The organism is Hymenobacter sp. CRA2 (assembly GCF_002007105.1).
Taxonomy (GTDB): domain Bacteria; phylum Bacteroidota; class Bacteroidia; order Cytophagales; family Hymenobacteraceae; genus Solirubrum.
The window spans coordinates 38,840-62,330 of the sequence record NZ_MVBC01000002.1 but is presented as its reverse complement, the minus strand read 5'-3'; the positions used below and the strand labels follow the sequence as shown (position 1 = coordinate 62,330).

General features: G+C 64.1%; 12 protein-coding genes. All 12 read left to right on the top strand.

Features of this window, described 5'->3' with window-relative positions; all coding sequences use genetic code 11:
* Positions 1 to 360: 360 nt before the first annotated feature.
* The 12 genes from B0919_RS03990 (at position 361) to B0919_RS03935 (ending at position 23,487) form a co-directional block, all read left to right on the top strand.
* Positions 361 to 1,557 carry an aldose epimerase family protein gene (locus B0919_RS03990; RefSeq protein WP_078010931.1) on the top strand — a complete coding sequence of 399 codons (1,197 nt, stop codon included), beginning with the start codon at positions 361 to 363 and terminating at the stop codon, positions 1,555 to 1,557.
* 109 nt (positions 1,558 to 1,666) lie between these two features.
* The gene (locus B0919_RS03985; protein ID WP_078010930.1) at positions 1,667 to 3,373 is read left to right on the top strand and encodes a ribulokinase; all 1,707 of its coding nucleotides are present in this window, start codon (positions 1,667 to 1,669) and stop codon (positions 3,371 to 3,373) included.
* 10 nt (positions 3,374 to 3,383) lie between these two features.
* The gene (locus B0919_RS03980) at positions 3,384 to 4,082 is read left to right on the top strand and encodes an L-ribulose-5-phosphate 4-epimerase (protein ID WP_078010929.1); all 699 of its coding nucleotides are present in this window, start codon (positions 3,384 to 3,386) and stop codon (positions 4,080 to 4,082) included.
* A 328-nt stretch (positions 4,083 to 4,410) separates the two neighbouring features.
* On the top strand, positions 4,411 to 5,901 hold the full coding sequence (gene araA / locus B0919_RS03975) for an L-arabinose isomerase (protein ID WP_078010928.1): 1,491 nt from the start codon (positions 4,411 to 4,413) through the stop codon (positions 5,899 to 5,901).
* A 218-nt stretch (positions 5,902 to 6,119) separates the two neighbouring features.
* Entirely contained in the window at positions 6,120 to 7,220 is a 1,101-nt protein-coding gene (locus B0919_RS03970; protein WP_078010927.1) for a LacI family DNA-binding transcriptional regulator, read from the top strand.
* Between the two features lie 528 nt (positions 7,221 to 7,748).
* Positions 7,749 to 10,523: a hypothetical protein gene (locus tag B0919_RS03965; protein WP_078010926.1), complete on the top strand. Its 2,775-nt coding sequence runs from the start codon at positions 7,749 to 7,751 to the stop codon at positions 10,521 to 10,523.
* A 174-nt stretch (positions 10,524 to 10,697) separates the two neighbouring features.
* On the top strand, positions 10,698 to 12,251 hold the full coding sequence (locus tag B0919_RS03960) for an MGH1-like glycoside hydrolase domain-containing protein (protein WP_078010925.1): 1,554 nt from the start codon (positions 10,698 to 10,700) through the stop codon (positions 12,249 to 12,251).
* Positions 12,252 to 12,401: 150 nt separating this feature from the next.
* Positions 12,402 to 14,012 (top strand): glycoside hydrolase family 28 protein, encoded by a 1,611-nt coding sequence (locus B0919_RS03955; protein ID WP_078011381.1) that lies wholly within the window; start codon positions 12,402 to 12,404, stop codon positions 14,010 to 14,012.
* A 65-nt stretch (positions 14,013 to 14,077) separates the two neighbouring features.
* Positions 14,078 to 16,885 (top strand): glycosyl hydrolase family 95 catalytic domain-containing protein, encoded by a 2,808-nt coding sequence (locus B0919_RS03950; RefSeq protein WP_078010924.1) that lies wholly within the window; start codon positions 14,078 to 14,080, stop codon positions 16,883 to 16,885.
* A 15-nt stretch (positions 16,886 to 16,900) separates the two neighbouring features.
* Positions 16,901 to 20,479 (top strand): glycoside hydrolase family 2, encoded by a 3,579-nt coding sequence (locus B0919_RS03945; protein WP_078010923.1) that lies wholly within the window; start codon positions 16,901 to 16,903, stop codon positions 20,477 to 20,479.
* Positions 20,480 to 20,888: 409 nt separating this feature from the next.
* Complete coding sequence (locus B0919_RS03940; protein WP_078010922.1) at positions 20,889 to 22,484, top strand: sodium:solute symporter; 1,596 nt, start codon at positions 20,889 to 20,891, stop codon at positions 22,482 to 22,484.
* Between the two features lie 76 nt (positions 22,485 to 22,560).
* Entirely contained in the window at positions 22,561 to 23,487 is a 927-nt protein-coding gene (locus B0919_RS03935) for a dihydrodipicolinate synthase family protein (RefSeq protein WP_078010921.1), read from the top strand.
* Positions 23,488 to 23,491 lie beyond the last annotated feature (4 nt).

Genomic DNA, 23,491 nt, shown 5'->3' with positions numbered 1-23,491 from the left:
TGATGAGGCTCCGACAAATGCTGTTGCCCGCAAGCTATGGGTCGGATTAGCACAGCAGTGGCGGCGAAGTGGCAGAACCGAATGATGGTGGCGGGCACCCGAAGAAGCATACAGCGTAATTTAGCAGCTGGCCTTACACAAACGATTGACTAAAGCATTGTCATTACTTCTCTTGATTTGGCGTTATGATGGGCAACTCTAGAAAGAATATTTAGTAGTGTGGTCATAAAACCACGTCCAAAAGCGCCTTGATGGAGGAAATTATTTACACAAACGATTGTGTAAGCTGATGCAGTAGAATACATTTGGTCGAACACTCGCCCGCCGCAGCATGTCGTGCGGTCATCAACCTGCTCCCTTATGGCATTCCCCTCACACCCCGTGCTGCGCTCCGGCAGCTTGGTTGGGCTGCTGCTCTGCGCAGCCTGTAGTCAGAACAAGTCGGAAAGCGCGGCGGCCGAGGCCCCGGTGGCACAGTCGGCGCCCGCCGATTCATCCGCTGCCGGGAGCTTTGCCAAAGTAGCCGGCGGCCGTACGCAGGAAGGCGAGGAGGTGAACTACTTCACCTTGCGCAATGCCCACGGCCTGCAAGCCACCATCACCAACTACGGCGGCACCCTGACCAAGCTGCTGGTGCCTGACAAAGCCGGTCAGCTCGGCGACATTGTGCTCGGCTTCGACAGCGTGAGCGGCTACCAGAGTCCAGCGTTTCTGAAGGCCAACCCGTACTTCGGCGCCCTGATCGGGCGCTACGGCAACCGCATTGCGGGCGGGCGCTTCACCCTCGACGGCAAAACCTACCAGCTGGCCCAGAACGATGGCCAAAACCACCTGCACGGCGGCAAGCGCGGCTACGACAAAGTGGTGTGGCAAGCCGCGGCCGAGGACGTATCGGCCACCGACCCGGGCCTGACACTGACTTACCGCAGCAACGACGGCGAGGAAGGCTACCCCGGCACGCTGGAGGTGCAGGTGCGCTACACGCTCACCCACGACGACGTGCTGCGCATCGAGTACACCGCCAAAACCGATAAGTCCACGCCCGTCAACCTCACCCAGCACAGCTACTTCAACCTGAACCCCGCCGGCGCCGACGTGCTCGGGCACCAGCTGACGCTGGCCGCCGACCGCTACACCGTGGTGGGCGCGGGCCTGATTCCGACCGGGGAGCTGCGCGCGGTGCAGGGCACGCCGTTTGATTTCCGGCAGGCCCACACCTTCGGCGAGCGGATAGCGCAGGTGCCCGGCGGCTACGACCACAACTGGGCGCTCAACGGCGCGGGCACGCGCGAGGCGGCCACCGTGTACGAGCCCACCTCGGGCCGTACGCTGACGGTGGTAACCGATCAGCCCGGCCTGCAGGTGTACACCGGCAACTTCCTCGACGGCAGCATCCGCGGCAAAGGCGGCAAGCAGTACGGCAAGTACGCCGGCTTCTGCCTGGAAACCCAGCACTTCCCCGACTCGCCCAACCAGCCCAAGTTCCCCAGCACCACGCTGCGCCCCGGCGAAACGTATCACACCGTGACCGAGTACCGCTTCGGCGTGCGCAAATAGATGAAATAGGGAGGGGAATTGGTGAGTACCGTGCTGGCTGCGTTTGCTGCGCGGCTTGGGCCTTCCGAACCTCCACCTCGCCATTTCATCACCTCACCATTTCACCCATATGTCTCAGAAATACGTCATCGGCATCGACTACGGCACCGACTCGGTACGCGCCCTGTTGGTGGATGCCCGCACCGGCGCCGAAGTGGCCCAGGCCGTGCACCCGTACGCCCGCTGGCAGCGCGGCGCCTACTGCAACGCCACCCAAAACCAATTTCGCCAGCACCCGCTCGACCACCTCGAAGGCCTGGAAGCCACCGTGCGGCAAGTAGCTGCCACGGTGCCCGCCGAGCAGATTGTGGGCCTGGCCGTGGATACTACCGGCTCGACGCCTGGCGCCGTGAACGAGCAGGGGCAGAGCCTCGCCCTATTGCCCGAGTTTGCGGAGAATCCCAACGCCATGTTCGTGCTCTGGAAGGACCACACGGCCCTGGCCGAAGCCGCCGAAATCAACCAGAAGGCCAAAACCTGGGGCGGGGAGGATTTCACCCGCTTCGAGGGCGGTATTTATTCCTCGGAGTGGTTCTGGGCCAAAATCATGCACGTGGTGCGCGAAGACGAGGCCGTGGCCCAGGCCGCGCACTCCTGGATGGAGCACTGCGACTGGCTCACCCTGCAGCTGACCGGCGGCGACCTGGCTAGCTTCAAGCGCAGCCGCTGCGCCGCCGGCCACAAGGCCATGTGGCACGAAAGCTGGGGCGGCCTGCCCAGCGAGGAATTCCTGGTGCACCTGGAGCCCAAACTAGCCGGTCTGCGCCCCCGCCTGTTCACCGACACCTTCACCGCCGACCAGGTAGCTGGTACGCTCTCCGATGAGTGGGCCAAGCGCCTCGGCCTGAGCCCCGATACCGTAGTAGCCGTGGGCTCCTTCGATGCCCACGCTGGCGCGGTGGCGGGCGAAATCGAAGCCTATTCCATGGTGAAAGTGATGGGCACCAGCACCTGCGACATCGTGGTGGCGCCCATGCAGGAAGTCGGGGCCAAGCTGGTGCCGGGCATCTGCGGACAGGTGGATGGCTCGGTGGTGCCGGGCATGCTGGGCCTGGAAGCCGGCCAATCGGCCGTGGGAGACCTGCTGGCCTGGTTCCGGCAGCTGATCGAGTGGCCGCTGCGTACGCTGCTGCCGCAGTCGAAGGTGCTGACGGCCGAGCAGCAGGAAAAGCTGCGCGAGGAGCTGGCTGGTAAGATGATGGCAGCCCTGAACGAAGCCGCCGCGGCCGTCGACCCCGCAGAATCGGCGGTGCTGGCCCTGGACTGGGTGAACGGCCGCCGCACGCCCGACGCCAACCAGGCCCTGAAAGGCGCCCTGATGAACTTGAGCATGGGCACCGACGCCCCGCAGATTTTCCGGGCCCTGGTGGAGTCCATCTGCTACGGCTCGCGCCGCATCGTGGAGCGCTTCGAGGAGCAGAGCGTGCCTATCAAGCAGGTCATTGGGTTAGGCGGTGTGGCCAAAAAGTCGGCCTTCATGATGCAAACCCTGGCCGACGTGCTCAACCGCCCCATCAAAGTGGCCGAATCGGACCAAGCCCCGGCCCTGGGCGCGGCCATGTACGCCGCCGTGGCCGCCGGCCTGCACCCCGACGTGACCACCGCCCAGCGCGCCATGGGCAACGGCTTCGCCGAAACCTATGCCCCCAACCCCGACCGCGTGGCCGACTACGAGGCGCGCTACCAGCAGTACCTCGCCTTTGGGCAGTTCGTGGAGCAGAACACGCAGTCGATGGCCGGGGAAGTGGCCGAAACGGCGCTGATCGACAACGCTTAAGCCTTTCCGCATGAGTCAATACCAGGATATCAAAGAGGCCTGCTACCAGGCCAACATGCAGCTGCCCAAGCTCGGGCTGGTGCTCTTCACTTTTGGCAATGCCTCGGTGGTGGACCGCCAGAAGAGTGTTTTCGCCATCAAGCCCAGCGGCGTGCCCTACGAGACGCTGCGCCCCGAGGACATCGTCATCGTGGACTTCCAGAACAACATCGTGGAAGGGGAGAAGCGCCCCTCATCGGACACCAAAACCCACGCCCTGCTTTACGCGCAGTGGGAGGGCATCGGCGGCATCGTGCACACGCACAGCACCTACGCCACCGCCTGGGCCCAGACGCAGCTCGACATTCCCATCCTCGGCACCACCCACGCCGACCACCTCACCGTGGACGTGCCCTGCGCCCCGCCCATGAGCGACGTGTACATCCAGGAAGACTACGAGCACCAAACCGGCTGGCAGATCATCAACGAGCTGCAGCGGCGCGGCCTCACACCCGAGGAAGTAGAAATGATTCTGGTGGGCAACCACGCGCCCTTCACCTGGGGCAAGACCGTGGATAAGGCCGTATACAACAGCGCCGTGCTCGAAGAAATAGCCCGCATGGCGTACCTGAGCTGCACGCTGCGCCCCGGCCTGCCGCGCCTGAAGGACTCGCTCATCCGCAAGCACTACGAGCGGAAGCACGGCGCCAATTCGTACTACGGGCAGTAGCAGAGACGCATACTCGCGGCCTCATTGAACGGCTCAAGTAGAACGTCCTGTCGAGCGAAGCCGAAACATCTCGCGTGCTGACATCCGAGAGTAACTCCAACGAAAAGAATGTTACCTGACGTCAGCATGCGAGATTGGCTAGCGCCTTCCTTCGGGTCCTCGACTTCGCTTGGAATGACGACCGAAGAGGCGCAGACGAAGCGGTAGAGATGCTTCGACTGTGCCTCAGCATGACGTGCAGGTGACTTGCTCTCTTCAATCAACCAGTAACCCAAACCACCCAACGCGCCGCGTAGCCGCGGCGCACCTCCCGTTTTTTCCTCCTCCCATGATTGATCTTTCGCAGTTCGAAGTCTGGTTTATCACCGGCAGCCAGCACCTCTACGGCCCCGAAACCCTGGCCCAGGTCGACACGCACTCCCAGCAGATTGCGGCGGCGCTGGATGAGAAACTGCCCGTGCGGGTGGTGTTCAAGCCCGTGCTGACGGGCCCCGAGGCCATTTACCAGCTGATTCAGGAAGCCAACGCGGCAGACAACTGCGTGGGTCTGGTGGCCTGGATGCACACCTTCTCGCCGGCCAAAATGTGGATCAACGGCCTGAAAATCCTGCGCAAGCCGCTAGCTCACCTGCATACCCAGTTCAACCGCGACATTCCGTGGGGCGACATCGACATGGATTTCATGAACCTGAACCAGTCGGCGCACGGCGACCGGGAATTCGGCTTCATCGGTACACGCATGGGCATCCGCCGCAAGGTGGTGGTGGGCCACTGGCAGAGCGCCGACGTGCACGAGCGGCTGAGCATCTGGGCCCGCGCCGCCTGCGCCTGGGCCGACTGGCAGGGCGCGCGCTTCGTGCGTTTCGGCGACAACATGCGCTACGTGGCGGTGACCGAGGGCGACAAGGTAGAGGCCGAAATCAAGTTTGGCTACTCCGTCAACACCTACGGCATCGGCGACCTGGCCGCGGTGGTGCATGCCGTGAGCGACGGCGAAATAGAGGAGCTGATGCAGGAATACGAAGCGCAGTACGAGCTGGCCGAAGGCCTGCGGGACGGCGGCACGTTCCGTTCCTCGCTGCGCGAGGCTGCGCGCATCGAGCTGGGCCTGCGCCGCTTCCTGAAGGAAACCAACGCCAAGGGCTTCACCGATACCTTCGAAGACCTGCACGGGCTGGCGCAGCTGCCCGGCATTGCCACCCAGCGCCTGATGGCCGACGGCTACGGCTTCGGTGGCGAGGGCGACTGGAAAACCTCGGCCCTGGTGCGCGCCATGAAGGTGATGGGCGCCGGGCTGCCCGGCGGCAACTCCTTCATGGAGGACTACACCTACCACCTGGCCCCCGGCAACGAGCAGGTGCTCGGCTCGCACATGCTCGAAATCTGTCCCAGCATCGCCGAAGGCAAGGTGCGCGCCGAAGTGCACCCGCTGGGCATCGGCGGCAAGGCCGACCCGGTGCGCCTGGTGTTCAACTGCCCCGCCGGCCCGGCCCTGAACGCCACCATCGTGGATATGGGCACGCGGTTCCGCATGATTGTGAACGAAGTGGAGGCCGTGGCGCCTGAGGCCGAGCTGCCCAAGCTGCCCGTGGCCCGCGTGCTCTGGAAAGTGCAGCCCGACCTGGCCACCGGTGCCGCTGCCTGGATACTGGCCGGCGGCGCCCACCACACCGGCTACAGCCAGAACCTGACCACCGAGTACCTGGAGGACTTCGCTGAAATGGCCGGCATCGAGTGCGTGGTCATCGACGAGGACACCAAGCTGCGCCGCTTCAAAAACGAGCTGCGCTACAACGAGGTAGCCTTCAGTGGCCGTTAAGGCTAGCTGAAGCATTGAGTAGCAGAACGTCATGTCGAGCGAAGTCGAGACATCTCGCCAGATAGCAATTCCTTTCAGCGGGTTGCTATCCGGAGTCAGCACGCGAGATGCTTCGACTACGCTCCGCATGACGTTCTGGCTTTGTCGTCAAAACGAGCTTTCTGGCCGTTGCCAGCCACTCCGCCTGTATCTTTGCTGCCTTTAGCTCCGCTTTTCGCATGGCTCCGCGTAAGAAATCATCTGCTCCGGCTGCGGCCGGCTCGTCCGTTTCCATGGCCGACCTGGCCCGGGAGCTGGGGGTGAGCATGACCACTATTTCGCGGGCCCTGAGCGACCACCACAGCATCGGGCCGGCCATGAAGCAGAAGGTGCTGAAGCTGGCCAAGAAGTACAACTACCAGCCCAACCGCCTGGCCTCGGCCCTGCGCAAGGGCAAAAGCCAGCTGCTGGGCATCATCGTGCCCTACATCGAAGGGCGCTTTTTCCCCTCGGTGGTACACGGTATGGAAACGGCCGCCCGCCGCGCTGGCTACAACGTCATCATCTGCCAATCCAACGAGGACGTAGCCCAGGAGCAGCACAACCTGGACGCCCTGCTCAGCGCGCAGGTAGCGGGTATTCTGGTGTCGTTGTCGCGCACCACGCTCGATCTGCAGCACTTCGAGAAGGTGCGCAGCCGGGGCCTGCCGCTGGTGCTCTTCGACCGGGTGCTGGACGACGCCGACATCAACGCTGTGGTGCTCAACGACTACGAAGGCGGCTACCTCTCCACTCGGCACCTCATCGAGCAGGGCTGCCGGCGCATTGCCCACCTGGCCGGGCCGCAGCACCTGACCATCTACAAAAACCGTCGGCAGGGCTACCTCAGCGCCCTGCGCGAAGCCGGTCTGCCCCCGGACGACGCCCTCATCCTCGACACGGACATGACCCAGGACCAAGGAGCGGCCGCCATGCGCCAGCTGCTGGCCCTGCCCGAGCCGCCCGACGCCGTGTTTGCCGCTGGTGACTACTGCGCCCTCGGGGCCATGCTGGAGGCGCAGCGGCAGGGGCGGCGCGTGCCGCAGGATGTGGCCGTGGCGGGCTTCAGCAACGAGGGCTTCACGGTGATATCGCAGCCCAACCTGACCAGCGTGGACCAGCGCTGCGAGGAAATGGGCCAGGCGGCCGTGCGGCTGCTGCTGGAAGTGCTGCAAGCCGACGGGGCTGCTTTCGGGGCGCGGCAAGTGGTGCTGCGGCCCGAGCTGATTGTGCGCGACTCGTCCTTGCACGCCACGAAGGCGGGCAAAGCCGCCCGGAAGCCGCGGGCAGCGGCGTCGTAGATGGGGCTGGGCCGAGCGTTGCCGCCCGGCTGCGCAGGTAAGGGTTGTAGGATATGTGCATGCGCTGAATGAAGCGGCCCGGCCCGGCGGAAGGTCCCGCGGCGGGTGTCGCGGTCCTGAAATCGGCGCGCAGCAGTACTTGGCCGGGCCGAAAGCCGCGGAAATCATCCGGCAAAAAGCCGGTGGCACCGTAACCCGGCGCTGCGGCTGCCCAAGCTGGATTTGCTGGATTTTTCGCTGCTGATTGGCAGAAGGCAAGATTGTATAATGATTGGGGAAAAAGGTATACAGCCTCCGACCCCGGCTCCGGTACTTTTGAACTACTCCCTTCGACCAGAAAGGCAGTGAATTCGGCCAACCCGGCGGCACGCGCCCCGGCATTGGTAGGGGCGGCGCGCAAGAGTGGGAATCATCGCGCCGCCCCCTCGGCCGGTTCTGCGGGCTGAGCCGCTTATCACTTTTTGGACCGACGAAGGCGCTTGGCCGGTCGGCCCGGCGTGCCCACCACCCCGAACCCCAGCCCGAACGATGCCCCACCGGTATTGGTCCCGTTTCCTGCCCAGCTGCTTGCTGCTGGTCGGCCTGCTGCTGTCCTGCCTCCCGGCCCTGGCCACGCCTGCCGCCAAACCCGCTGCCCGCACCATCGTGCTGCCCAAGGGCGCCCACGCCCGCCTGCGTTTTGGCGCCGAGCGACTGGCCGCCGCCCTGCGCGCGGCCGGCTACACCGCCACCATCACCGAGCAGGACAAGCTCAGCGGCAAGAAAAACCTGATTGTCATCGGCCGCGCCGCCGATGCGCTGCTGCAGCAAGCTGCCGCCACCTTCCACGCCCCGGCCGACAAGGCACCGGGCAAGGAAGGTTTCGCTATTTCCTCCGGCGACAAGGACGTGGTCATCGTCAGCGGCACCGACAACTCCGGCGCCCTCTACGGCTGCCTGGAACTGGCCGAGCAGGTGCAGGCCAAAGGCAAGCTGGAGGACCGCATCAGCCTGAGCGACCAGCCCGAAATGGTGATGCGCGGGGCTTGCATCGGGGTGCAGAAGCCCACCTACCTGCCGGGCCGCCACGTGTACGAGTACCCGTACACGCCCGAGACGTTTCCGTGGTTTTACGACAAGCAGCTCTGGGTGCGCTACCTGGATATGCTCGTCGACAACCGCATGAACTCGCTGTACCTCTGGAACGGGCACCCGTTTGCCTCGCTGGTGCGACTGAAGGACTACCCCTACGCCGTGGAAGTGGACGAGGCTACGTTCCGGAAAAACGAGGAAATGTTCCGCTTCCTCACCGAAGAGGCTGACAAGCGCGGCATCTGGGTGATACAGATGTTCTACAACATCATCGTCTCGAAGCCCTTTGCCGAGCACCACGGCATCAAAACCCAGGACCGCAACCGGCCCATCACCCCGCTCATTGCCGACTATACGCGCAAGTCCATTGCCGCCTTCGTGGAGAAATACCCCAACGTGGGCCTGATGGTGGCGCTGGGCGAGGCCATGGAAGGCGTGGGGCAGGACGACGTGGACTGGTTTACCAAGACCATTATCCCTGGCGTGCAGGACGGGCTCAAAGCCCTGAAGCAGACCGAGCTGCCCCCCATCGTGCTGCGCGCCCACGACACCGACGCGCCGCGCGTTATCAACGCCGCACTGCCGCTGTACAAGAACCTCTACACCGAGGCCAAGTTCAACGGCGAGGCGCTGACCACCTATACGCCGCGCGGGAGTTGGGCCGAGCTGCACCGCCAGCTCAGCAGCATGAACTCGGTGCACATCCAGAACGTGCACATTCTGGCCAACCTGGAGCCGTTTCGCTATGCCTCGGCCGATTTCATCCAGAAATCGGTGCAGGCCATGCACAACATCTACGGTTCCAACGGCCTGCACCTGTACCCGCAGGCCTCGTACTGGGACTGGCCCTACACGGCCGACAAGGTGGAGCCGCGCCAGCTGCAGATCGACCGGGACTGGCTCTGGTACAAGCAGTGGGCCCGCTACGCCTGGAAAGCCGACCGCCCGCGCCAGGGCGAAATCGACTACTGGGGCCGGCAGATCGGCCAGCAGTTTGGCACCGTGGAAACGGGCAAGCACATCCTGGACGCCTACGAGGCGGCCGGCGAAATCGAGCCGAAGCTGCTGCGCCGCTACGGCATCACCGACGGCAACCGGCAGACCCTGACGCTGGGCATGCTGATGACCCAGCTCATCAATCCGCGCCGCTACGGGCTGTTTACGCTCCTGTATGAGTCGGAAGCGCCGGAGGGCGAAATGATTATCGACTACGCCGAAAAGGAAGCGAAAGGGCAGAGGCACATCGGCGAGACGCCCCCGCAGGTGGCCGACGAAGTGGTGGCCCACGGCAAAGCGGCCGTGGCGGCCATCGAGCGGGCCGCGCCGGGCGTGACGCAAAACCAGGCGGAGTTTCAGCGCATCAAAAACGACATGTACTGCCAGGATGCGCTGGCCAACTTCTACGCCGACAAGGTCCGCGCTGCTTTGCTGACCCTGCGCTACAAATACTCGCACAACGTGGCCGACCTGGAAGCCGCCGTGCCCTTGCTGGCGCGCAGCGTGCAGCACTGGGAGCGGATGGTGGCCCTGACCAAGGATACGTATCTGTACGCTAATAGCATGCAGACCTCGCAACGCAAAATCCCGATGCGCGGCGTCGATGCCACCTACATCACCTGGGCCGAAATGCTACCGGTGTACCAGAAGGAGCTGGCCAACCTGCGCCACAACCTCGACTCGCTCAAGCAGGTGCGCCTGCTGCCAGCCAGCCAGAAAACTGCCCGCCTGACTCCCGCGCCCGTAACGCTGCTGAGCAAGGCCCAGACCTACACCGTGGGCGCGGGCCAGGTGGCCTTTGCCGACACCGCCGCCCAGCTGACGGCCGTGGCGCCCGAGTTGCAGGGCTTGAAAGGTATCCGTCTCGGCAAAGCTCAGATGCAGAATCAGCGCACCGAGCTGCGCTTCAGCACCAAGCAGCCGGTGAAGCTGCTGGTGGGCTACTTTGGCAGCAAACACCCGCGCTACCTGCCCGCGCCGCAGCTGGAAACCGACGCCTCGGCCAATGACTACGGGCAAGCCGACATCAAAATCAGCAACGCCGCCACGGTAACTGGCCTGCCGCCCGTAAACGTGCACACTTACTCCTTCAAGCCTGGCACGCACACGCTGAACCTAGGCCGCGGCGCCGCGCTGCTGCTGGGCTTTGTGCCGGCCGAGGAGCCCATCCGCACCTACAACGCCGGCCTGGGCGTGACCAATAAAGACGGCGAAGTGGACTGGCTGTTTGAGTAAACTATGAATACCAGAGCTAAGACCAGAATTAGCTCCTTTCCTCCGCTGAGGAGGGGGGGGCCTTGATTGCTGAACCTCTCTTTAGCTTTTCCCAAATCTAGCCTATCAACCACCCTTGGCCCCTCCTCCGCGGAGAAGGGGAACTAGCTTCTGCTAAAGCCTGCCTCAAGCCTCATGCATCTTCGCCCCACCACGCTTCTGCTTTCCTTCGGCCTGCTGACTGGCACCGTCGCCCAGGCTCAAACCGGCTTTGTGCTCAGCGACGCCACGCTGCGCGCCGACGTGGCCCGCTTCAACGAGCTGGACCAGGAAACCGTGGTGAACCTGGTGTCCAACGCTCAGGCCGCCGACTGGCTCAGCCAGCAGGTGCCCCGCTTCGAGTGCCCCGACTCGGCCCTGCAGCACACCTACTACTACCGCTGGTGGTGCATGCGCAAGCACCTCAAGCAGACGCCCGACGGCTACGTGTTCACCGAGTTCATCACCCCGATGAAGCACGCCGGCCTGCACAACACCATCAGCAGCGCGCTCGGTCACCACATTTACGAAGCCCGCTGGCTGCGCGACCCGCAGTTCGTGGAGCAGTACACCAAGTTCTGGCTGTACGTGGATTCCAAGCGCCCATCGCCCAAGCTGCACGCCTTCAGCAGCTGGCTGCAGGATGCGGTGTGGGGCCTGTATCTGGTGAATCAGAACAAGCCGCTGGTGCAGGAGCTGCTGCCGGCGCTTAATGCTGATTACAAGCTTTGGGAAAAGGAGCGCATGCTGCCGGGCGGCATGTTCTGGCAGTACGACGTGCGCGACGCCATGGAGGAATCCATTAGCGGCGGGCGCAAGGTCAAGAACGTGCGCCCGACCATCAACAGCTACATGTACGGCAATGCCAAGGCCCTGGTGGAAATGGCCAAGCTGACCAAAACCGATAGCCTGCAGCGCAAGTACGCCACCAAGGCCAAGCAACTGCGCATCGATGTGCAGCGCACTCTGTGGGACGAGAAAACGTCCTTTTTCATGGTGCAGTACGAGAAGGGCGGCCTCTGCGAGTGGCGTGAGGAGCTCGGCTACATCCCGTGGTACTTCTCACTGCCTGCCGACAAGGCCAAGTACGCCCGGCAGTGGGAGCAGCTCACCGACGAAGGCGGCTTCAAAGCGCCTTGGGGCCTGACCACGGCCGAGCGTCGCGCCCCCGGCTTCCGCACCCAAGGGTCGGGCCACGGCTGCGAGTGGGACGGCGCTGTGTGGCCCTACGCCACCACCCAGACGCTCAAGGGCCTCGCGAACCTACTTACCGAGTACAAGCACCAGGACGGCATGAGCCGGCAGGTGTACTACGACGAGCTGCGCAAATACGCCCTCTCGCACCGCAAAAACGGCCAGCCCTACCTCGGCGAGTACCAGGACGAGAAAAACGGCGAGTGGCTGAAAGGCGACAACCCGCGCAGCAGCTACTACAACCACTCCGGCTTCGCCGACCTCATCATCACCGGCCTGGTGGGCCTGAAGCCCCGCGCCGACAACGTGGTGGAGCTCACGCCGCTGGTGCCCGAGGGCCAGTGGGACTACTTCTGCCTCGACGAGCTGCGCTACCACGGCCGCACCCTCACCGTCATCTGGGACCGAACCGGACAGAAATACGGCAAAGGCCAAGGCCTACGCGTGTTTGCCGACGGCAAGGAAATAGGGCGGGCTGACAAGCTGCAGCGCCTGACGGCCAAGCTGCCGGGGTAGCCTGGGACGAGCAAAAAGAACGTCATGTCGAGCGCAGTCGAGACATCTCGCGTGCTGATGTAGGATAGTAACCCCAACGAGAAGAATGCTATCCGGCGAGATGTCTCGACTGCGCTCGACAGGACGAACGGTTTTTTTATGACTTTCACCATGACCCATACTTCCCTCGCCTCGCTTCGTCGCCTTAGCTGCTGCCTGCTTTTGCTGCTCGGCGCCTCGGCCGCCCAAGCCCAGCAGTACTACAACGTGCTCAAGTACGGCGCCCGCAACGACAGCACCAAGCTCAGCACCGAGGCCATCAAAAAGGCCATTGCGGCGGCCAGCAAGGCGGGTGGGGGCACGGTGTACTTCCCGGCGGGCAAGTACCGCACCGGGGCCATTCACCTGAAAAGCAACATTACCATCGACATTGACGCGGGGGCGGTGCTCTACTTCAGCGACAATTTCGACGACTACCTGCCCATGGTGCCCACCCGCTACGAGGGCATCGACATCACCAGCTTCTCGCCCTTGTTCTACGCCTACAAGGCCGAAAACATCACCATCAAGGGTCGGGGCATTATCGACGGGCAGGGCAAGAAGTGGTGGGATTTTGCGGAGGGCAAGTCCCGGGCCAGCCAGGACTCCAAGTGGCAGCAGGAGTTTTTCCGGCTCAACAAGGACATACTTAAGCCCGACCAGCCGGGCGTGATTGAGCGCGGTTTCATGCGCCCGCCGTTCATCCAGCCCATGTACTGCAAAAACGTGCGCATCGAGGGCGTCACTATCCGCAACTCCCCGTTCTGGACCGTCAACCCTGAATTCTGCGAGAACGTGACGGTGACGGGCGTGACCATCAACAACCCCAAGTCGCCGAACACCGACGGCATCAACCCGGAGTCCTGCCGCAACGTGCACATCTCCGACTGCCACATCAGCGTCGGCGACGACTGCATCACCATCAAATCGGGCAAGGACCGGGCGGGGCGGCAGATGAACGTGCCGGCCGAGAATTACACCATCACCAACTGCACCATGCTCAGCGGGCACGGCGGAGTGGTTATCGGCTCGGAAATGTCGGGCGGGGTGAAGAAAATCACGATTTCCAACTGCGTGTTCGACGGCACCGACCGCGGCATCCGCATCAAAACGGCCCGCGGGCGCGGCGGGGTGGTGGAGGATATTCGCGTCGACAACGTGGTGATGAAAAACATCCGGGAGCAGATCATCGTGCTCGACATGCAGTACGCCAACTCCCAGCCCGAGCCGGTGTCAGAGCGCACGCCGCGCTTCCGCAACATCCACTTCAGCAACATCACCGCCGAGGGCAACCAGGCCGGCCTGCTGAACGGCCTCGCGGAAATGCCCATCGAAAACGTGACGTTTTCCAACCTCAACCTCGACGCCAAGCAAGGCTTCACGGTAAAGGAAGCCCGCAACGTGGCCTTCCACAACGTGCAGGTCAACACCCAGAGCGGGCCGGCGGTCCGCGCCGAAAATGCCCAGCAGCTGCGCCTCGACGGCCTGCGCGGGCAGGTGCAGGCCGGTGCCCCGCTCGTGGAATTCACCAGCGTGGAAGATGCCTTCGTGTACAACTGCTTCCCGGCCCCCGGCACCGACACGTTTTTGAAGCTGAAAGGGGCCGGCACCCGCGGCGTGGTGCTGCAGAACAACTACCTGAAATCGGTGAAAACGCCGGTGGCCAAAGGCGAGGAGGTAAAGCAGCCAGTGGAAGTAACCGCCGCCGAAGGGCCGGCCGCCACTACGCCTGAACGCCGCTAGAACCTCCTCTGCGTCTGCTGCGCTACCTTCCGCGCCCTCTGCGGGCTAACAACCGTCTGCTCCGAATGCTCCGCCCACTCTTACTCCTCGCTTTACTTGTAAGCTTGACCGCCACGGCCCAGCAGCCGCTGACGCTGTGGTACACCAAACCCGCCGAGAAGTGGACCGACGCGCTGCCGCTGGGCAACGGCCGGCTGGGCGCTATGGTGTTTGGCGGGGTGGGGCAGGAGCGGCTGCAGTTCAACGAAACCACCCTCTGGACCGGTCGCCCGCGCGCCTACGCGCGCCCCGGCGCCGCCCAGTACCTGCCGCAGATCCGCGCCTTGCTAACCCAGGGCAAGCAGGCCGAGGCCGAAGCCCTGGCCGCCGCGCACTTCATGGGCCTGAAAGACCACGAGGACGGCTACGAGCAGCAGAAAGCCGCCTGGCTGCAGAAGGTAAAAGCCGTAGGTGTGCCCCAGGCCCTGGCCGCTGGCAACACCTGGCAACCCATCAGCCTACCCACGCCCAACGGCTGGGAAGCCGCCGGCCTCGAAGGCCTCGACGGGGCCGTGTGGTTTAAGACCAGCTTCGAGCTGCCCGCCGCCTGGGCTGGCAAAGACCTGACCCTGAGTTTGGGCCGCATCCGCGACCAGGACCTGACCTACGTCAACGGCCAGCTCATCGGCTCGGACGAGGGCATCAGCAAGAAACGCCGCTATAAGGTGCCGGCCGCCGCGCTCAAGGCCGGCCGCAACGAGGTGCTCATTCAGGTTATCAACTACTTCGACAAGGGCGGGCTGATCGGGGTGAAGGAGCGGCAGCCGGTGCTGGTGGCCTACCCTGAGGGCGCCGACCCGGCTACCGGGGTGGCGCTGAATCCGGCCTGGCAGTACTGGGTGCAGGACCAGGAGCCGCCGCTCTCGCCGAGCTACCAGGCCTCGTACCAGCCCTTCGGCGACGTGCTGCTGAATTTCGCGCGGGCCGCGCAGCCGACTGCCTACCGCCGGGAACTTGACCTGCGCCAGGCCCTAACCCGCACGCAGTACCAGCAAAACGGCACCACGTTTACCCGCGAGTATTTCGCCAGCTACCCGCGCAACGCCGTGGTGGGCCGCCTGCGGGCCGATGCTAACGGCCGCCTGAGCTTCACCGCCCGCCTCGGCAGCCCGCACCAGCAGCGCCGCACCTACCGCGTGGATGACCATACGCTGGCCCTGGCCGTGCAGGTGCGCGACGGGGTGCTGCGCGGCGTGAGCTACCTGCGCGTAGACGCCAAAAAAGGCCGCGTGACCGTGACCGACCAGCAGATTCAGGTGGAAGGCGCCGACGAAGTAACGCTGTACCTGACAGCGGCCACCAGCTTCGAGGATTACCAGCATACCGGCGCCGACCCCGAAAAGCGCGCCGCCGATGCCATGCGCGGCGTGAGCGGCCAGGGCTTCGACAAGCTGCTGAAAGAGCACCTGCGTGACTACCAGCCACTGTTCAACGCCTACCACATCGACTTAGGCCACACGCCGAACGAGCAGCTGCCCACCGACGAGCGGATTCTGAAGTTTAGCCCTGCAGCCGACCCGGCGCTGCTGGCCCTCTACCAGCAGTACGGCCGTTATCTGCTCATTGCCTCCTCGCGCCAGGGCGGCCAGGCGGCCAACCTGCAGGGCCTGTGGAACGAGTCCTTGACGCCTTCCTGGGGCAGCAAGTACACCACCAACATCAACCTGGAAATGAACTACTGGCCGGCCGAGCTGCTGAACCTTTCGGCCTGCACGGTCCCGCTGTTCGGGCTCATCGACGAGGCCGCCGAAGCCGGTAAGGTCACGGCCAAGGAGCACTACAATGCCCGCGGCTGGGTCTTGCACCACAACACGGATATCTGGCGCGGCACGGCCCCCATTAATGCTTCGAACCACGGCATTTGGGTGACGGGCGCGGCCTGGCTCACGCAGCCTATCTGGGAGCATTACCAGTTTACCCAGGACAAGAATTTTCTGCGCCGGCAGTACCCGGTAATGAAGCAAGCCAGCGAGTTTTTTCTGGATTTCCTTGTCAAGGATGAGCGCACCGGCTGGCTAATCAGTACGCCTTCCAACTCGCCCGAGCACGGCGGCCTGGTGGCCGGCCCGACCATGGACCACCAGATCATCCGCGAGCTGTTTAAGAACACCAGTGCCGCCGCCGAAGCACTGGGCGTAGACGCCGATTTGCGTCAGCAGCTCACGAACAAAGCCCGGCAGCTGGCGCCCAACCAAGTCGGCCGGCACGGGCAGCTGCAGGAGTGGCTGGAAGACAAGGACGACCCCAAGGATACCCACCGCCACGTCTCGCACCTGTGGGGCGTGTTTCCCGGCACCGACATAGCCTGGACCGACCAGAAGCTGACTCAGGCGGCCCGCACCTCGCTCACCCAGCGCGGCGACGAGGGCACCGGCTGGAGCCTGGCCTGGAAAGTCAACCTCTGGGCCCGCTTCCGCGACGGGGACCACGCCCTGCGCATCCTCGAAAACCTCCTTTCCCCGGCCGAAAACGGCAGCGGCAGCGAGCGGGGCGGGGTGTACCGCAACCTTTTCGACGCGCACCCGCCCTTTCAGATCGACGGCAACTTCGGCGGCGCGTCGGGCATGGCCGAAATGCTGCTGCAAAGCCACGCCGACTACCTCGACGTGTTGCCCGCGCTGCCCCAGGCCTGGCCCACCGGCGAAGTGCGCGGCCTGCGCGCCCGCGGGGGCTTCCTAGTGAACCTGCGCTGGCAGAACGGGCAGCTGCAGCAGCTCGAAATCAAGTCGGAAGCCGGCGGACCCTGCCAAGTGCGCTACGGCAACCAACAACTGACGCTGGCCACCAAGGCCGGCAAAACCTACCAACTCAACGGGGCGCTGCAGCCGCAATAGCCCCGGCGCCGATAGATGCGAAGCGTACTCCTGACCCGATTCTGGCCGCTGCTGGTCCTGGCTTTCACCGTGTCGACCGGCTGGGCGCAGCCCACGCTGCGCCGCGAAACGCCGCTGCTCAGCGGCTGGCGCACTGTGGCCGACGATAAAAACCAGCGGGCCCACGAGGGTTTCGAGCAGCCCGGCTTCGATGACAAAGCCTGGCAAGCCGTGGCCGTGCCCCACAACTGGGACGCCTACGAGGGCTACCGCCGACAGCGTCACGGCAACCGCCACGGCTACGCCTGGTACCGCAAAAGCTTCACTGCGCCCGTGCCCAGCAAGGAGCAGCGCAGCTTCCTGTTTTTTGAAGGCGTAGGCTCCTACGCCACGGTGTGGTTGAACGGCCGGCCGGTCGGCAGTCACGCCGGCGGGCGCACCACCTTCACGCTGGACGTCACCGACGCGCTGCGCCGCGACGGGCAGCCCAACGTGCTGGCCGTGCGCGCCGACCACCCCGCCGGCATCCAGGATTTGCCCTGGGTGTGCGGGGGCTGCTCCGAGGAGCGGGGCTTTTCCGAAGGCTCCCAGCCTCTGGGCATCTTCCGGCCGGTCACCCTCGTCACCACCCACGCTGTGCGCATTCATCCCTTCGGTGTGCACATCTGGGCTGATTCCACGCTGACGGCCCAAGCGGCCCAACTCAACGTGACCACCGAGCTGAAAAACTACGGCGCCAAAGCCCAGACGCTCACGGTGCTCAACCAACTGCTGGACCGGCGGGGTAGGGTAGTAGCTGAGGTCAAAGGCAAGCAGAAGCTGGCCGCCGGCGCCTCGGCCGAGCTGCTTCAGCAGCTGCCGCCGCTGAAGCAGCCGCATTTGTGGTCGTTGCAGGACCCGTACCTGTACCGCCTGGTTACGCGCATCAGCGCTGGCAAAAAGCCCCTGGACGAGCAAACTACGACCTACGGCATCCGCTGGATCAGCTGGCCGATTGGCAAGGCCGCGGCGGCCGGGCAGAAGCAGTTTCTGCTTAACGGCAAGCCGGTGTTTATCAACGGTATTGCCGAGTACGAGCACCTGCTGGGCCAGAGCCACGCGTTTTCGGCCGAGCAGATTCGCTCCCGCGTGGGGCAGATGAAAGCCGCTGGCTTCAACGCCTTCCGCGACGCGCACCAGCCCCACAACCTGCGCTACCAGGCCAACTGGGACTCCTTGGGCTGGCTGTGGTGGCCGCAGATGGCGGCGCACGTCTGGTACGACACGCCCGCCTTCCGCCAGAACTTCAAAACCCTGCTCGTCGACTGGATCAAGGAGCGGCGTAACTCGCCCTCGGTGGTGCTCTGGGGCCTCGAAAACGAAAGCACCTTGCCCGCCGATTTCGCCCGGGAGTGCACCGCCCTCATCCGGCAGCTCGACCCCACGGCCTCGCGCGAACGGAAGGTCACGACCTGCAACGGCGGGCAGGGCACCGACTGGGACGTGCCCCAGAACTGGACCGGCACCTACGGCGGCGACCCGAACCTCTACGCCGCCGACGTGGAGCGGCAGGTGCTCATCGGCGAGTACGGCGCTTGGCGCACGCTCGATTTGCACCGCACTGGCCCGCCGGCCATCAACAGCGGCCCGTTTAGCGAAGACCGGTTTGCTCAGCTCATGCAGCTGAAAGTGCGCCTCGCGGAATCGGCTAAGGACCGCACCGCCGGCCACTTTTTCTGGCTGCTGACCTCGCACGACAACCCCGGCCGCGTGCAGGGCGGGGAGGGGCAGCGCGAGCTGGACCGCATCGGGCCGGTGAACTACAAGGGCCTGCTCACGCCCTGGGAGGAGCCCACGGACGCGTTCTACATGTTCCGCTCGCACTACGCACCCAAGGCGACGGAGCCGATGGTGTACCTGGCTTCGCACACCTGGCCCGACCGGTGGCTTAAGCCCGGCCGCCAGGACAGCCTGATCGTGTACTCCAACTGCGACGAAGTAGAGCTATTCAACGACGTAGACGCCGTGTCGCTGGGCCGCAAACAGCGCGGCGCTTTCGGCACGCACTTTCAGTGGGACGGCGTGGACGTGCGCTACAACGTGCTGCAGGCGGTGGGCTACGTGGCTGGCAAACCCGTAGCGCGTGACCTGATTGTACTACATCACCTGCCCCAGGCCCCGAACTTCGACAAGCTGCGGGCCGGCGCCCAGCCGCTGACGGCCCCGCAAGCCGGCCTGAACTACCTCTACCGCGTCAACTGCGGCGGCCCGGATTACGTGGACCAGCACGGCTCGCGCTGGGCAGCCGACCAGCCCCGTTCGGGCCCCGGCACCTGGGGCTCGGAATCGTGGACCCGGGACTTTCCCGGCCTCGCGCCCTTCTTCGCCAGCCAGCGCCGCACTTTCGACCCCATCAAAGGCACTACCGACTGGCCGCTGTTCCAGAGCTTCTGCTACGGCCGCGACAAGCTGCGCTACGCCTTCCCCGTGCCCGACGGCGAGTACCAGGTGGAGCTGTACTTCACCGAGCCCTGGCTAGGCACCGGCGGCGGGCTGGACTGCGCCGGCTGGCGCCTCTTCGACGTGGCCATCAACGGCGAAACGGTCATCAAGGACCTAGACATCTGGCGCGAATCCGGCCACGACGGCGCCCTGAAAAAGACCGTGAAGGCCCGCGTGACGGGCGGGGAACTGGTTGTGTCCTTCCCGAACGTGGCTTCCGGGCAGGCGCTGATTTCAGCTATTGCCGTGGCCAGCGCGGACGCCGGCCTCAAGCCGGCGCCGGCTGCGCCGGCCGTTGTCGGCAATCTGAGTGTCAGAGACCCGAAAAACGGCGGTCAGTGGTCGGCCCAGACCTGGCTCGACACCGGCCTGCAGCCGTACTCCGACGCCCCCGCCACGGTCAGCGCCCTGCCCTCGGCCTTGTTTGGTGCCGAATGGCTGCGCCGCCCGGTCAAACCCGTCTCGTCGGCAACTCCAGTGACCTTTCAGGTGACGACGGCCGCTGACGTGTACGTCGGTATCGAGGCGCGTCAAACGGCTCGCCCCGACTGGCTTAAGGACTACGAAGACACCAAAACCACGCTCGGTATTAACCAAGCGGGCCCGCAGGCATTCCGCATGTACCGCCGCCGCTTCGCGGCCGGCGCCACGGTTACGCTCGGCGCCGATCCACCGGGCAGTGTCAACCCGTACCTGGTGGCCGTGGGCCGAGCCAGCAACATTGAGCCCGCCTACGACCTGAAAGCTGTTACCGGCTACAAGCCCGCGGCGGCCAAGCTCAGCGGCTCCGGGCTGGTGCGCGAAACGGTGAACGGCAAGGAAAGCGTGACCTTCAAGGAAGCTGCCGGCGCTGCCGTGGAATGGACCATTCAGACCGGCGTGGCCGACGTGTACTCGCTCACGGTGCGCTACGCCAATACGCTCACGCGTCCGCTCACCGGCAAGCTCACGGTATCGGCCGCCGACGGCACGCTGCTGCGCGAAGAAACGGTGGAGTTTGTACCCTCCAAGCCCGGCAAGTGGAATTACCTGGCTTCCTCCACCGGCACGATGATTAACGCCGGCAGCTACCGCATCAAGCTCACCGCCACCGACGCGGCCGGCCTGAGCGTGTCGGGGCTGGACGTGCAGTAGCCAATCGTTGAACCTGTTGCGGTACTCTCATCCTGAGCAGAGCAAAGAACCTGCCTCGCACCTTGCAGCAGCGACTAAGTGCAGCTGCCAACACCAATCACAGGGGCTGGTGACTGAGCTTAGACGTTCCATTGGGGCAGCGTCGGCACTAGCAGCGGTGCGGGGTGGGAGGCAGGTTCTTGACTACATCGACCTTCGGTTCGTTAAGGCTTAGGATGACAGGTGACTTATTGCGGGCTGCTTGGTCAGCATCGATAGTAGGCGCGCAGCTTAAAAAAGCTCAGGGCAAGATTCTACAATACTCGGGGAAAATCATACACGGCAGGGGCTCAGGGCGAACCTAGATTTGTAACAGTCACCAAGCACCCCGTTCAGCGCCGATTCGCGGCATTTTGCCCAAACTTGTATTATGAGCAATCTGCGCGTCCTCGACCTCGTCATCATTGCCCTGTACCTGGTAGGTATGGTGGCCGTGGGAGTGTATTTTTCCCGCCGCAACGTCAATCCGGAGCAGTATTCCAGCGCTTCGGGTCTGATTCCGGGCTGGGCCATCGGCCTGTCCATCTACGCGACGTTTCTGAGCAGCAACACCTTTCTGGGCGTACCCGGCAAGGCATTTGGTACCAACTGGAACGCCTTTGTTTTTAGCATTTCCATGCCGCTGGCGGCCTGGGTGGCGGCCCGCTACTTTGTACCATTTTACCGTAGCACCGGCGAAATATCGGCCTACACGCATTTGGAGCACCGCTTCGGCAGCTGGGCCCGCACCTACGCCGTTATCTGCTTTCTGCTCACGCAGCTGGCGCGCATCGGGTCCATCTTCTTCGGCATCGCGCTGACGTTGCAGGCCCTCACGGGCTTCTCGATGGAGCTGATTATGCTAGTCACGGGCATCTGCATCATCGTTTACACCGTGCTCGGTGGCATCGAAGCCGTTATCTGGACGGAAGTGGTGCAGGGCGTCATCAAGACCTTCGGCGCCTTGCTCATCCTGTATCTGGTGGTCGACAACCTGCCGGGCGGCATGAGCGCGGTGATGCGCATCGGCGAGCAGCACGACAAGTTCAGCCTGGGCGGTTTCGCGCCTGATTTCACCCAATCGACCTTCTGGGTGGTGCTGCTCTACGGCTTCTTCATCAACCTGAACAACTTCGGCGTCGACCAGAACTACGTGCAGCGCTACCACACGGCAGCGTCGGCCCAGCAGGCTTCCAAGTCCATCTGGCTGTGCGTGTGGCTGTATTTGCCGGCTTCGCTGCTCTTTTTCGTTATCGGCTCGGCGCTGTTTGCCTACTACCAGGTGCACCCCGAGCTGATTGAGGCCGTGAAGCTAAAAGTGGCCGCCGAAAAGCTGCCCCTGACCGCCACGGCGGCCCAGATCAGCCAAGCCGCCGCCCAGCTGGCCCCGGCCGACTACGGCGACAAGGTGATGCCGCACTTCATGGTCACCAAGATTCCGGCGGGCTTCGTCGGGCTGATTGTGTCGGCCATTCTGTCGGCGGCCATGAGCACCATCAGCTCGGGCATGAACGCCTCGGCCACCGTCTTCACCGCCGATATCTACCAGCGCTACTTCCGCCCCGACCTTGACGGCCGCGGCATGCTGCGCCTGCTGCATATCGGCACCGTAGTGGTCGGTCTAGCCGGCATGGGCGTGGGCATTGCCATGATAGGCGTGAAGAGCGTGCTGGACGTGTGGTGGGAACTGTCGGGCATCTTCGCCGCCGGTATGCTGGGGCTGTTCCTGCTCGGCGTCATCGGGCGGCAGACCGGCAACGCGGAGGCCCTGACCGCCACCATCATCGGCGTGCTGGTGATTCTGTGGATGACTTTCTCCGGCAAGCTGCCCGACGAGCTGACTGCGTTCCGTAACCCCCTGCACAAGAGCATGATTATCGTCGTGGGTACGCTCACGATTTTCCTAGTGGGCCTGCTGTTAAGCAAGCTGCGCCGCAACAAATCTTCCCAAGAAACTCCGGCGCCAGCCCACCATTCGGTGGTCTAGGCGGCCAACCCCGCTATACCCCAACCCGGCCGGCTCCACAACGCTGGCCGACCCTCATAAGACTGGACTCAAGGAAATGGAAAAATCGCGCAAGGGATTTATCCCGGTTATGCTCACGCCTTTTCAGAGCGACGGGCAAGTCGATTACCCGGCGCTTACGCGCCTGACGGAGTTGTACTTAAAGGCCGGCGCCGCCGGTTTGTTTGCCAACTGCCTCTCGAGCGAGATGTTCGAGCTCAGCGCCGAGGAGCGCCTGCAAACCATCCGCCACGTGGTGGACGTGGTCGACGGCGCGGTGCCCGTGGTGGCCACCGGCACCTTTGCCGGCACGCTGGTGGAGCAGGCCGATTTCGTTAAGAAAGTGTACGAAGCGGGCACCGAGGCCGTCATTGCCATTACCGGTCTGCTGGCCACCGAGCAGGAGTCCGACGCGGTGTTCAACGAGCGGGTGATGCGCCTGCTCGACTGGACCGCGGGCATCCCAATGGGCTTCTACGAGTGCCCCGAGCCCTACAAACGCCTGCTCTCGGCCGAGCAGCTGCGCGAGTTTGTGGGCACCGGCCGCGTCATTTACCACAAGGATACTTGCCTCGATATCAATCAGATTCGGGAAAAGCTGGCCGCCGTGGAAGGCCACAACTTTGGCCTCTACGACGCCTACATGGTGCACGCGGTGGAATCCTTACGCGCCGGGGCGGCCGGGCTGTCCTGCATTCAGGGCAATTTCTTCCCCGAGCTGATCGTGTGGCTGTGCAACAACTACGACAACCCCTACCTGACGGCCGAGGTGGCGGAGGTGCAGCGCTTCTTCGTGCGCAACATGAATGTGATGCACAACGTGTACCCCATCGTGGCCAAGTACTCGCTTAAGCAGCGCGGCATCGACATTTCCACCTTCACCCGCCGCAAAGTGGGTACCCTGTCCAGCAGCGTGCGCAAGGGCGTCGAAACCCTCTGCCTCGACTACAGCAACCTGCGCAAGGAGCTGGAGTGGGCGGCGTAGCGCG